We start from the raw sequence: 12211 nt of genomic DNA, 5'->3' as shown, positions 1-12211 counted from the left end.
AAAATTTAAAGGAAGAAATCCAGGCGGAAATAGATCGGCGCTTCACGTTCAGTGATCGGCCCCGGTCGTTCCAAAGAGTGGGCAAAAGTCACCGTGGCGGCGACGTTTTGGCCGCGTGCAAACAGCTCCACGGAGTTGCTGCTCATGCGTCCATGCTGCTCGGCGTTGTAGCGGCCATGGCTGATCACGCCTTGGTCGTAGCCAAGGCTGGTGCCGTACTCGCTGAACACCGGCTGCATCCAGGCCCAGGTCACCGGGCGGCTCCAACGCAGGTCGTTGCGCCAATAGCCGCCGCTATCACCGGCCAGGCTCTGGTCCTTGTAGCCTCGAATCGAAGACTGCCCGCCGAGGCTCATGCGTTGTGGGCTGAACAGCACGTCTTCGCTGCGCTGGCCGGTCATCAGGCTGCTGAAACTGAACGACTCGCCCCACAGCTTGAATGGGTACAGGTAGCTCAGCGTGGCGGTGTATTTGCGATAGCGCGCATCGGCCTGGCCGGGGCGTGGGTTGTGATTGGCCTGGGCGTCGAACGCACCGATGCCATCCTGCATGCCCAGGTCGATGTTGAGGAACGAACCGCCAATACGTCGACCATGGTTGATGCCGAACTGCGCTTCGCTCAGTCGGTTGCTGCTCAGGGCGAGCTTGCTGTCTTCGATGAAGTTGTTGGTGCGCAGGTAGGCAACGCCGGTGTTGAGGGAGGTTTTGCTCAGGGCGTCACGGTGAATAACCCGTTCCAGGCGTAACTGATGGTTCTGGCTATCGCCCGATTGCTTGAAGTTGAAGCCGCTGGCTTGGGCCAGTGAGCGGTATTCGGTTTCGCTGTAGCTGTAATTGAGGTTCCACCAACCGAACGGCAGGCTGTAATTGAGCATAGAGTTGCGCGAGGTTTTCTGGTGGTCACTGACCGCATCGTGGCCGCCACGCAGCGACAATTGATCGGCCAGACCGAGTGGATTATCCCAATCCAGGCTGGCGCCCCACTGCTGCTCGCCAGTGGCGCGCTGGCCGCCGTTGTGGCGCGACAGGCCGACGCGCCAGGGTTTCTGCGGGGTGTTTTTGACCAGCACTTCGCTGCCGCCCACTTCTTTGCCGGGCGCCAACTCCATCTGGGCCTGGTTCGAGGGCAGACGGTTCAACTGGTCAACCATCTGCTCGATTTCGCGCAGGTTGAGCAAGTCGCCGGTTTTGCCTGGGAAGCTCATGGCCAGTTGACGATCGGTGATGCCACTGCCCTCTTCGCCCTTCATGCCTTCCAACCGGCCTTCGATCACCTGGACTTTCAGGTTGCCGCTGGAGAGGTCCTGCTGAGGCAAGTAGGCGCGGCTGGTGACCAGGCCTTTGGCCAAGTAATGATCGGTGATGACTTTGAGCAGCTCATTGAGTTGCGGCACACCGAGGCACTGGCCGATGTAGGGTTTGAGCAGGCTGTTGCGCTCGCCTTCGGACAGGGCGTCGGCACCGGTGAGTTCAATGGTGTTGATGGGGAAGCAGCGGGTGTCGGCAGGTGCTGATGGCTTGGCTGGCGCGGCGGTTTTGCCTGGCAGGTCTTTGAGTTCTTCGAGGCGGCGTTGCTGCTCTTCGAGCAGGCGATCCTGGCGATCGCGGATCAGGTCGGTAACGCCTGGCGTGTTCGGCGGAGTTGCGCCTTGAGCCAAGCTGCCTATGCCCAGGCAAAAAAAAGCAGACAGCAGGCCGAGCCTGGTCCGATGTACCGAACGCCACATGTCTAGATCCCTCTACATGGCCTTGTGCCATAATTTGGCGGCGATCTTATGGTGGCGTTTTGATGGCGTCAATAAAATGTACGAGTTTGTTTCAGCGTTGATACTGAGAGCATGGACTGACTGGAAGTCACTACGGACCCCATTGACTACGTCGGTGAAACATCTTTTTCCTGCCCTGCCTGCTCATTTAAATGCGGCTGTAGCGTCACTTGCATCAGCCAACATCGACGCCAATCAAAGATGTGCAGGTAACGATATCGGCACACTCTGCTACCGCATCGCTTCCAGTGCATGCCTTACCTGCTCAACATCCACATGGACATACTTAAGGGTCGTGGCGATGCTTCGATGTCCCAATAGGTCCTTGACGATGTGACGGTTGCTCTTGGGCTTGCCTACGAATGGTGCTTCGAAAAAACGGGCATCATTAGCTGGATCACACTGTCGTCTGAACTGACCAGGCTGAACAGCGGTAATGGTGATGGCGTTCAGTATCGCCTAGGCACTGCCTATGTGCAGATTGAAAATTATGGACTGGCCGCCACCTACACAGTGCTGACCTTTCTGTCGAGGGTGCTGATTCTGACCTTGTCGCTGCCACTATTTTTAATGGCTGCTTTCACCGGCCTGGTGGATGGATTAGTACGTCGCGACCTACGTAGATTCGGGGCGGGTCGCGAATCAGGTTTCATCTACCACAGAGCAAAAATGCTAACTTTCCCGTTACTGGTCGCGCCCTGGATCCTCTATCCAGCGCTTCCGATTTCAGTCCCTCCTATGTTGTTACTACTGCCATCCGCAACAGCGTTAGGCGCCATCATCAGTATTTCAGCTGGGAGCTTCAATAAGTACCTTTAACGTTGCCCAGGTGATAAAAACACCGTCACAAATGTATTTTAAGAAAAATTATTCCCATTAATTCACTATCGGCTTCAGGGGCACGAAGAACGGCAACTCCAGATCAGATCTACCATGACCATCGGGTGGACGAGCGACAACTTCGCCAGCCTTACAATAACCCTCCATTACTACCATTTGGCCAATCAATCCCACCACTTGCTGAGAAATCATTCTTTCATCTTTCTGTTTCTGATCGCTGTAACATTTCTTACTAGGAGGTTTTAAATTCTTATCCAGCTTTGGCAAAGAATTTTTATCAATACATGCACCGTCAAGCATAGTCTGCGTCAGCCCTCTAGCACCTATCAATACTGACCCGCTCAAATCTGCACCCGTCAATACTGCGCCTTCAAAATTTGCGCCGGAAAGATTAGTTTGTCTGAAATCAGACATTGACAGATCAGATTTCGAAAAATCAGATTGCGAAAGGTCTGCCCGAGAAAAATCAGAAGCGGTAAGCGTGGTTCCCTTAAAGCTTGCCCACCTTGAAATAGAGTCAGAAAAATTTGAGTAGAGCATGTTTGAGCCATCAAAAAAGGCGTGATCCACTATCGCCTCCACGTAAGAGCCAGTATTTAATTCCCCATGTGTTAGATTAGCCATATACAAATTTGAATGATTAAAGATCACGCCAGTCCCCCTTAACGATACAGCGGTCATTCTCTTTAGATCCAAATTCGACATATCTTGGCACCTGAGAGAGGCCGCATCCAAATCTATACTTTCCAAACTAAACTTGGCCGATCGAACTGCAGACACAGACTCTGCAAATAATGGAGGTAACGACGCGTCACGTGCCGACGTCAATACTTTAATAGACCTTTCTAAATACGTTTGAGATTCAGGCTTATAAAACACCCACGCGGTAGCCGTAACCAGCAAAACAGCGCTGGCAATGAGCCCAGCAAATACTGCACGCATCTTGTATTTTCGTTTCAGAACAAAACGTTTGATGATTGTGTTTGCCTGTGAAACAGTTATCCGCTTATTTTCAACAAGCTTTATCGGTAAACCTTCATTGGAAATTACTGACGTAAGAGTATCTAAACCTGGCAAATCCAACGCACTCGCACTTTCAACTCGTTGCAAAAGCGCTTCAGCTATCTGCCTCAGACATGAAACTGAAAGCCCGTCTAATTTGGGTAAGCTGAAAAGATTTGAGGTAAGATCATCTTTAAACTCTTCAAGCCCCCTACCTTTAACGAATTCGAGCTTCTGTAAAACGCGAACGACAGTATCGATGGGAAGTTCTGTAGAAGCAGACACTCTCTTGAGCTCATCTACGTAGATACTGGGCAAAGCATCCGCACTAACATTAAGCAATATATCCCTCAGCACCACGAGACTTGTGCTTCTCTTCGCGTCATTATCTGAGATTTCTGAAGGAATATATGGTGGAACATTGGAATAAAAAATATACTTCCCTATACCCGCCGCATATTCCGCCTCGAACCGCCCAAACCTATTAATAGCCTTAAGAACATCTTTATCTCTGGAGGTCCACTTTGACGGCGAAGCCTTGGTCTTCACCTGGTACACATCAACGACGCCATCATGCCTTACAGCTAAAATATCGTCTTTGTGCTCAAACCAAAACTCTTTATAGCTGCCATCTTTAATAGCGCCACAGATAAGAACAAACCCTACAGCACTCTGATAAACGTAAGCTCGCCTGACCTCGGACGCTACATCTCTGGGAATCCCAGGCTCCGAGGTTGTAGTTGAACAAAGTGAATTTTTTTTTGATTGCAACGGTATCCCCCCTAAATTACCTACAATATGACGCAGTGGCGTTTTGATTTCAAGGCAATAACACCAAACACCCTTTCTGCAACTAATGCATAAAGGAAGCGTCCTTAACGACGCATCAAGGCCATATTGAAGGGTCCCCTGTATTCACCACCCAAAATTTACTCATAAGAATTTTCGCCTAACAAGAGCATATTGAGAGAGACTCAAAAATCCGACGAGGACTGTCTAAAGGTTGCTAGCTCCCAAAAACTCACAAATCCCCCCATTCTCAATCACGTCGCGCAACCAGGTTTCGTAAGGCATACCCCACCCACCTCGTTGCCTCTCAATCAGCATCAGTACCGAGGCTATGCGGATCCGTCTGCTTTAAAAACCGCACCACACCTCGCAACTGCGTAAACGCCTCCTTTCGCGTCAGTGGTACAACTCTGAGTAGAACCCCTCCATCGGAATGGGCGAGAAGCGCCGGCGGATCATATGAGAACGCCCAATCGCCTTGCACGCACTCAGGCCAAAAGCGATACCTTAAAGCTCCTATTTGTTAGCTTGTTAGCCAGCGCCTCGCATAACCAGGCGACCAGATCGCAGATCTTTGCAATGAAGGATCAAAGCATTAGACAGGGCTTTGATGTCGAATCCGTCGGAAAGCTTCTGCGCCCAATCCAGTTTCTCTAATGTCGACACCCCCCCTGCGCGAATCTCGAAAAACTCTACTGCGCATGGAAGCCATTGATGCCCTGCACTTTGAATTCGTTGTTATTAACCTTCGCCTGCACAAGCTGCATATCGCTCACCGCCTTGGCCAACTCTGGTGCTGATGAGCAACAGCGCCTCAAACTGGTCCTGCATCAACTCGACGCTGCAGATCGCCTCTCATCACCCAAAGCACACGTCACGGACCTAAGCGCTCGGTATACCTTTGATTACGATCGCCTCTCAGCCGACCTCGATCTGATCCGCCACGGCATCAACAGTTACCTCAACCCCTCCGCGCTCAACCACGAAACCCTCCCGAACTCACCGGACACTACACGCGATCCACCCAGGATGAACCATGAGCATGAGTCCGCAACAGGTCACGGCTTTTCAGGCCATGGGCGGCTTCACACCGCAGCAGAGCACCACGCTCTTCATAGGACTCGTGCTGTCCAGCGCACTGCTCTTTGCCGCCTGGGCACTTGCAAGCGGCTACCGAGGCTGGGCCACCGGCCAGATCTCTCAAGCCAAGTTTGTTGGCCTGACCCTGAAAGTCATCCTCATCTACATCCTGCTCACGTTCCTGTTGCTGCACTGAAGCAGCCCAACGTTCAACCACTGCCCTTGGAGGCAACCATGTGGATCCGCCCGTTCTTCAAAAGCGTCAATCACCGTATTTCGCTTTGCGCCCTGACTTTCTCCGCCGTCATTTCATCCGGTACTTATGCGGCATTACCTGGGATGGAAGCGCCCAGCCGTGGCGAAGGCAACGGCATCATTCGAACCCTGCAAAACCATGGCTTCGATATTGTGAGCCTGATCGCCTTGGCGATTGCCGCTGCAGCCTTTTGTGGAGTCACCTACCACGCTTATGGCGCTTACTCCGAAGTGCAAAGCGGCAAAAAGACGTGGGGCCAATTTGGCCTCACCTGCGGTGTGGGCGCTCTCCTCCTACCATGCCAAACGCGGGCAGCGTGGTGAGTATGAAGCGTGAGACTCATGGCGCTACGCAGAGGGCCAAGATTCAATTGAAAGACATCGGACAACCGAATGAGGTGGGGCTAAATCAAGCAAGCTCATACTGCCGCTCTCCCCAGCGCCGCCCTCTTCGATAAGAAGGAAACGTTATGACTCAAGCGTTCCTCGCTAAGCGCCTCAAACTTCGTACGCCCTTCCGGAAACAGCTCCATGGAGAGCTCTTTGATAACTTTAAAAGCGGTTGGAGAGCGACGATGAGTCGGGAGTCGATACTCCAGCCGATGCGCTGGTATGCCCTCTGTTGCAGCGCGGCGAAAACTCACCGCAGCGGGAATCGTCGTCTCGACCATCTGAATTTTGGGGTGATCAGAAAAAGTCTCGGTCAGCGTGTGGTAGATAAGATTTGCATCATTCGTTGCATCCAGTTTGTTGATCACGATGTTCAACACGGGTGTCACTGCACCCAATGCAGCCAAGGGCTCCAGGTCACGATAGAGCTGGAGCATCCCACGCTGAAACTCTCGAGCCGTCAACATATCGGGCGTGATGGGAGAGATAGCCACTTGAGGCCCAGCAAGGCCATCTCTAGCACGATGGAGCGAGCGCCCTGGGTATCGATCAAGATCAGATCAAAGTCCTGCGCAAAGGCTGGCATTAAATTCTTGAGACGAAGGCGTCCGTCAGCAGCGTGCAGTAACAAATTACTCAATAGATTGAAGGGATCATTTGACTTGATCAGCGACAGATTAGGGATGATGGTTTGAGAAATGATTTGATCAGGCCGAGTCTCATTACTCGTGATCAACTGATAGGTACCGCCAGGTGCCTCGTGCGACAGGTTGTAAAACGAGGACAGTGACGGCTGATTATCAAGATCAATGAGCAGGGTCCGAACACCTGCATCGGCGCAGAACGCACCTAAATTGGCGCCAACCGTGGTCTTACCCGGCCCGCCTTTGGTTGAAACGACTGCAGCGACTTTCATGGAGCTTCCCTCTGAATCGTAAGATTTGAGACGGCTTCATGCTGGTCACGCTGTGCGCTTTGACCACCCTGGAGAAATCCAAGGCAAAAAAAAGCCTGCATCTCTGCAGGCTTTCTCGATCTGGCTCCACGACCTGGACTCGAACCAGGGACCCAATGATTAACAGTCATTTGCTCTACCAACTGAGCTATCGCGGAATGCGCCGTATGTTACTGATTGAAAAGGAGAAGTCAAGCTTTCTCTGGTATTTCAAGTGATTAAACCGGATGACCGGTTGCGAGCCGGTGCTCCTTTGCCAGTTCCAGCCAGGCCAGGGCTGCCGGTGGCAGGTGGGCGTTGGTGCGCCAGGCCAGGGCGATGTGCCAGTCGGTGTGGGGTTCGTCTAGGGGGATCAGGGCGATGCCGGGGTGTTGGTGTTTGTGCGCCAGCATGCGCGGCAGGAAGGCGACGCCGAGGCCGGCGGCGACCAGGTCGACGATGAAGTCGATCTGCCCGCTGCGTGCGGTGACCCGCGGCGTGACGCCTTTGCGCTCGCAGGCGGCGAGGATCTTGGCGTTGAGGGCGAAGCCGGCTTCGAAGAGGATGAACGGTGAATCGGCGAGGTCGGTGAAGTCGATGCGTGAGCGCCGCGCCAGTGGGTGGCTGATGGGCAACACCGCCATCAGCGGTTCATTGCGCACGGGCTGGTAGTCGAACGCTTCATCCACCGGCAGCAGCAAGGCGGCGAGGTCGACCTCCCCCGCTTCCAGGCATTCGCGCAGGCGTTTGCTGCCGTATTCGGTGAGTTCGATGTCGATGTCCGGGTAGCGACTGCGGTAGGTGGCGAACATGGTCGCGAACAGCACGCCGCAGCCCACCGGTGGCAGGCCGATGCGCAGTACGCCGCGCTTGAGGCCGCGCAGGTCGTTGATCTCGGCCACCAGGTCGTTGCGTTCGGCGAGCAACACCAGGGCCCGGCGATAGGCGATTTCGCCGGCGGCGGTGAGTTCGTTGCGGTGGCCCAGGCGGTTGAGCAGCGGCGTGCCCAGTTCGTCCTCCAGGGTCTTGACCGCCTTGCTCACGGTGGACTGGGTCAGGGAGACCACCTCGGCCGCCTGGGAGAAACCGCCCTGGCGGACCACTTCGACAAAGGCGCGCAGTGTTCTGAGGTTCATCGGTATTCCCTTCGCGACTGGATGCCAGTGATAAAAGTTGTTTTTATCATGCCATAAATTTCCTTATCCTCAAGCCACCTTGCCTTGTGGAGACACTGTTGATGATCATCTCGTCCGCTTCCGATTACCGCGCCGCCGCCAAACGCAAGCTGCCGCGCTTTCTGTTCGACTACATCGACGGCGGCGCCTACGCCGAGCACACGATGCGCGCGAACAGTTCGGACCTGGCCGAGATCAGCCTGCGCCAGCGCGTCCTGCGCAATGTCGACAACCTGAGCCTGAAAACCAGCGTGTTCGGCCAGGAACTGGCGATGCCGGTGATCCTCAGCCCCGTCGGCCTGACCGGCATGTACGCGCGACGCGGTGAAGTGCAGGCCGCAAAAGCGGCGGCCAAGCAGGGCATTCCCTTCTGCCTGTCGACGGTGTCGGTGTGCTCGATTGAAGAAGTGGCGTCGCAGAGCCCGCAGGCGATCTGGTTCCAGCTGTATGTGCTCAAGGACCGTGGCTTCATGCGCAATGCGCTGGAGCGCGCCCAGGCGGCAGGGGTCACCACGCTGGTGTTCACGGTCGACATGCCCACACCTGGCGCGCGCTATCGCGATGCGCATTCGGGCATGTCGGGTCCTTTCGCGGCACAGCGGCGCATGCTGCAGGCCGTCACCAAGCCACAATGGGCCTTCGATGTGGGCCTGATGGGACGTCCGCACGACCTCGGCAATATCTCCAGATACCTGGGCAAACCGACGCACCTGGAAGACTACATTGGCTGGCTGGCCAACAACTTCGACCCGTCGATCAGCTGGAAAGACCTGGAGTGGATCCGCGAGTTCTGGAAGGGCCCGATGATCATCAAGGGCATCCTCGACCCGCAGGACGCCAAGGACGCCGTGAGTTTTGGCGCCGATGGCATCGTGGTCTCCAACCATGGTGGCCGCCAGCTCGACGGCGTGCTGTCCACCGCCAGGGCGCTGCCACCGATTGCCGATGCGGTCGGCGATGACCTCACGGTGCTGGTCGACTCCGGCATCCGTTCCGGACTGGACGTGGTGCGCATGCTCGCCCTGGGCGCCAAGGCGTGCCTGCTGGGCCGCGCGACTGCCTATGCACTGGCCGCCGATGGCCAGCACGGGGTGGAGAACCTGCTGGATATCTTCGCCAAGGAAATGCGCGTGGCCATGACCCTGACCGGCGTCACTTCGATCGACCAGATCGACCGCACCACCCTGGTCTAGCCCTGCTGCTCGACGATACCGCGCGCCTTGAGGTGCGCCAGTTGCTCAGCCGACAAGCCCAGCCGCTGCCCGAGGATATCGTCGGTGTGCTGCCCCAGCATCGGCGCCGGCCGCACATATTCCACCGGCGTCCCGGACATCTTGATCGGGCTGCCGACCATGGCGAAATCGGGATTCTGCGGGTGGGGGATTTTCACCATCAGGTTGCGCGCGATCACTTGCGGCTCTTCCAGCGATTGCGCGATGGAGTTGATCGCCCCCACCGGCACCTTCGAGGCATGAATGCACGCCACCCACTCATCGGCCGTACGCCCGAGAAAGTGCGCCGAGAGCAACTCGACGATCTCGGCGCGGTGGGCCACGCGGTCGGCATTGCGGCGAAAGCGCGGGTCATCCGGCAGGTGCGGCAAGCCGATGCTCTGGCACAACGCGACGAACTGACTGTCGTTGCCACAGGCAATGATGAAGTCGCGGTCGGCCGCCCGGAACACCTGGTAAGGCACGATATTGGCGTGGGCGTTGCCATAGCGCTGCGGCACCTTGCCCGAGGCCAGGTAGTTCATGCTCTGGTTGGCCAAGGTCGCGACCTGCACGTCGAGCAAGGCCATGTCGATATGCTGGCCGACGCCTGTGCGCTCGCGGCTGAGCAGCGCGGCCTGGATCGCCACCGTGGAATACAGGCCGGTCATCAGGTCGGAAAAGGCCACGCCGACTTTTTGCGGACCGCCGCCCGGCAGATCGTCGCGCTCGCCGGTGATGCTCATCAGGCCACCGATGCCCTGGATGATGAAGTCGTAGCCCGGTTCTTCGGCACGCGGGCCGGTCTGGCCAAAACCGGTGATGGAGCAGTACACCAGGCGTGGATTGATCTCGGCCAGGGTCGCGTAATCCAGGCCGTAGCGGGCCAGGGAACCGGCCTTGTAGTTCTCGATCAACACATCGGAACTCGCCGCCAGTGCCCGTACCAACTCTTGCCCCTCCGGGCTGGCCAGATCGATAGCCACCGACAATTTGCCGCGATTGGTGGACTGGTAATAAGACGCCTGCCCGGACGACTCGCCGGTGTCGGTCTTCATCCACGGCGGGCCCCAGCCGCGTGTGTCGTCACCGCTTTGCGGCCGTTCGATCTTGATCACTTCCGCGCCGAGGTCCGCCAGCACTTGCCCACACCACGGGCCGGCCAACACACGGCTTAAATCCAGTACCCGCAAACCTGTCAATGCACCCATTGTTCTTATCCTGTGAGGTTGGGAAATCAGCCGACTGCCGGCTCTTCATGGCGCAGGGAAATCCCCAGCAACGCCCGCCGCCGCAACCAGGGGCTGGGGCGGTAGCGCGGGTCATGAGTGAGTTCACTCATGCGCTGCAAAATTGTCAGCAAACGTCGCGGGCCAAGCGCATCGCCCCAGGCCAGAGGGCCGTTGGGATAGCCCAGGCCCAATTGCACCGCCTGGTCGATATCGGCGGGGGTGGCGATCCGTTGCTGCGCGATGTCGCAGGCGAGGTTGACCACCATCGCCAGGGTGCGCTGGGCGACAAAACCGACACTGTCACCGATCACGGTCACCCCGACTCCATCCGCCGCGAGCAAGGCATGTGCGGCATCACGCATGGCGGCAGAGGTCAGGGGGTTTTGCATCAGGGTGCGCTGGTGCGACAGGTCCGTCAGCACATCGATGCACACGGTGCGCGCCGGGTCGGTGCCGAAGTGCACCGACGCGCTGGTCGCGTCCCGCCCATAAGGTGCCAGCAGGCACAGCGCTTCCGGCGACGGTTGTGGCGTGTTTTCCAGCTGGGCACCGAGGTCGATCAACAAGGCACTGAGGCGCGCATGGTCTTCGCTGTTTTCGGTGGCGATCCACACCGGTGGCTGTTGCCGCACCGTCGGTACGGGTTGAGGCTGCGGGGCGTCCACCACCTGACCGTTTTCATAGCGGTAGAAACCCTGCCCGGTCTTGCGCCCGAGGCGCCCGCCCACCAGCATCTGCCGGGTCAGCGGTGACGGCCGGTAGCGCGGCTCCTGGTAGAACTGGGTGTAGATCGATTCCATCACCGGGTGTGACACGTCCAGGCCGGTGAGGTCGAGCAGTTCCAGCGGCCCCATGCGGAAGCCGGCGCCGTCACGCAGGATGCGGTCGATATCGCCCCGCGCAGCGATGCCCTCGTCGAGCATCTTCAGGGCTTCAGTGCCATAGGCGCGCCCGGCGTGGTTGACGATGAAGCCCGGAGTGTCCTTGGCGCGCACGCCGCGATGGCCCATGCGTGCAACCAATGCGAGCAGCGCGGTGGCGACGTGCGGCGCCGTGGCCAGCCCGTCGATGACCTCCACGACGCGCATCAACGGCACCGGGTTGAAAAAGTGCAGGCCCGCCACGCGTTCAGGGTAGCGGCAGCCGGTGGCGATGGCGGTCACGGACAGCGAGGACGTGTTGGTGGCGAGGATGCAATGCGGGCTGACAATGCCTTCCAGCTGTTGCAGCAGGCCGCGCTTGGCGTCGAGATTTTCGACGATGGCTTCGACCACCAGATCGCAATGCTGCAGGTCATCGATAAGCTCAACCACCTGCACGTTGGCCCACGCCGCATCCATCGCCGCCTGGCTGATCTTGCCCTTGCCCACCAACTTGGCAAACGTGGCGCCGAGGTTGTCGCGGGCCGCTTGCGCAGCGCCGTCGCGGGCATCGAACAGGCGCACCGCCACACCGGCTTGAGCGGCGATCTGCGCAATGCCCGCGCCCATCACACCGGTGCCCACCAGGCCCAACGTATTAAGGGTGTCGGTCATGC

8 protein-coding genes, 1 tRNA gene and 4 pseudogenes are annotated in these 12211 nt (G+C 57.3%); 5 read left to right on the top strand and 8 right to left on the bottom strand.

Annotation, left to right across the window (positions count from 1 at the left end; translation table 11 throughout):
* Nucleotides 1–5: 5 nt before the first annotated feature.
* Complete coding sequence (locus C9990_RS09440; RefSeq protein ID WP_106803095.1) at nucleotides 6–1727, bottom strand: ShlB/FhaC/HecB family hemolysin secretion/activation protein; 1722 nt, start codon at nucleotides 1725–1727, stop codon at nucleotides 6–8.
* Nucleotides 1728–2111: 384 nt separating this feature from the next.
* Between C9990_RS09440 and C9990_RS09435 the strand changes: the two are divergent.
* Nucleotides 2112–2585, top strand: a pseudogene (locus tag C9990_RS09435) (TIGR03747 family integrating conjugative element membrane protein); the annotation flags it as partial.
* A gap of 57 nt (nucleotides 2586–2642) precedes the next feature.
* On the opposite strand, the gene C9990_RS09430 reads toward C9990_RS09435, so the two are convergent.
* A complete protein-coding gene (locus C9990_RS09430) occupies nucleotides 2643–4379 on the bottom strand; it encodes a dsDNA nuclease domain-containing protein (RefSeq protein ID WP_106803093.1) in 1737 nt (578 codons plus the stop codon).
* Nucleotides 4380–5111: 732 nt separating this feature from the next.
* Between C9990_RS09430 and C9990_RS33055 the strand changes: the two are divergent.
* The 3 genes and pseudogenes from C9990_RS33055 to C9990_RS09410 form a co-directional block, all read left to right on the top strand.
* Nucleotides 5112–5360 (top strand): annotated as a pseudogene (locus C9990_RS33055) (RAQPRD family integrative conjugative element protein); the annotation flags it as partial.
* Nucleotides 5361–5433: 73 nt separating this feature from the next.
* A complete protein-coding gene (locus C9990_RS09415) occupies nucleotides 5434–5673 on the top strand; it encodes a TIGR03758 family integrating conjugative element protein (RefSeq protein WP_106803091.1) in 240 nt (79 codons plus the stop codon).
* Between the two features lie 38 nt (nucleotides 5674–5711).
* Nucleotides 5712–6056, top strand: coding sequence for a TIGR03745 family integrating conjugative element membrane protein (locus C9990_RS09410; protein WP_106805617.1), 345 nt, complete (start codon nucleotides 5712–5714; stop codon nucleotides 6054–6056).
* On the opposite strand, the pseudogene C9990_RS32710 reads toward C9990_RS09410, so the two are convergent.
* The 4 genes and pseudogenes from C9990_RS32710 to C9990_RS09390 all read right to left on the bottom strand — a co-directional run.
* A pseudogene (locus tag C9990_RS32710) lies at nucleotides 6017–6121 on the bottom strand (AcaB family transcriptional regulator); the annotation flags it as partial. The gene C9990_RS09410 and the pseudogene C9990_RS32710 sit on opposite strands and share 40 nt — an antisense overlap.
* A gap of 30 nt (nucleotides 6122–6151) precedes the next feature.
* Nucleotides 6152–7038 (bottom strand): annotated as a pseudogene (locus C9990_RS09400) (ParA family protein).
* Nucleotides 7039–7159: 121 nt separating this feature from the next.
* Nucleotides 7160–7235 (bottom strand) — tRNA-Asn (locus C9990_RS09395).
* Between the two features lie 60 nt (nucleotides 7236–7295).
* The gene (locus tag C9990_RS09390; protein WP_065904339.1) at nucleotides 7296–8192 is read right to left on the bottom strand and encodes a LysR family transcriptional regulator; all 897 of its coding nucleotides are present in this window, start codon (nucleotides 8190–8192) and stop codon (nucleotides 7296–7298) included.
* A 101-nt stretch (nucleotides 8193–8293) separates the two neighbouring features.
* Between C9990_RS09390 and lldD the strand changes: the two genes are divergently transcribed.
* Nucleotides 8294–9424 (top strand): FMN-dependent L-lactate dehydrogenase LldD, encoded by a 1131-nt coding sequence (gene lldD / locus C9990_RS09385; RefSeq protein ID WP_106803090.1) that lies wholly within the window; start codon nucleotides 8294–8296, stop codon nucleotides 9422–9424.
* Here the strand turns inward: lldD and C9990_RS09380 are convergent.
* Nucleotides 9421–10653, bottom strand: coding sequence for a CaiB/BaiF CoA-transferase family protein (locus tag C9990_RS09380; RefSeq protein ID WP_106803089.1), 1233 nt, complete (start codon nucleotides 10651–10653; stop codon nucleotides 9421–9423). The genes lldD and C9990_RS09380 overlap by 4 nt on opposite strands.
* A gap of 26 nt (nucleotides 10654–10679) precedes the next feature.
* Nucleotides 10680–12209 carry a 3-hydroxyacyl-CoA dehydrogenase gene (locus C9990_RS09375; protein WP_106803088.1) on the bottom strand — a complete coding sequence of 510 codons (1530 nt, stop codon included), beginning with the start codon at nucleotides 12207–12209 and terminating at the stop codon, nucleotides 10680–10682.
* Nucleotides 12210–12211 lie beyond the last annotated feature (2 nt).

The sequence above is a fragment of the Pseudomonas sp. S5D5 genome (assembly GCF_003013355.1).
Classification (GTDB): Bacteria; Pseudomonadota; Gammaproteobacteria; order Pseudomonadales; family Pseudomonadaceae; genus Aquipseudomonas; species Aquipseudomonas aylmerensis.
Note: the sequence above shows the minus strand (reverse complement) of the source record. Positions and strands in the feature narration are given on the sequence as shown.

Coding starts and splice junctions, on each gene's coding strand:
- C9990_RS09440 (WP_106803095.1), bottom strand. CDS start 1,727: ATGTGGCGTTCGGTACATCGGACCAGGCTCGGCCTGCTGTCTGCTTTT.
- C9990_RS09415 (WP_106803091.1), top strand. CDS start 5,434: ATGAGCATGAGTCCGCAACAGGTCACGGCTTTTCAGGCCATGGGCGGC.
- C9990_RS09410 (WP_106805617.1), top strand. CDS start 5,712: ATGTGGATCCGCCCGTTCTTCAAAAGCGTCAATCACCGTATTTCGCTT.
- C9990_RS09390 (WP_065904339.1), bottom strand. CDS start 8,192: ATGAACCTCAGAACACTGCGCGCCTTTGTCGAAGTGGTCCGCCAGGGC.
- lldD (WP_106803090.1), top strand. CDS start 8,294: ATGATCATCTCGTCCGCTTCCGATTACCGCGCCGCCGCCAAACGCAAG.
- C9990_RS09380 (WP_106803089.1), bottom strand. CDS start 10,653: ATGGGTGCATTGACAGGTTTGCGGGTACTGGATTTAAGCCGTGTGTTG.
- C9990_RS09375 (WP_106803088.1), bottom strand. CDS start 12,209: ATGACCGACACCCTTAATACGTTGGGCCTGGTGGGCACCGGTGTGATG.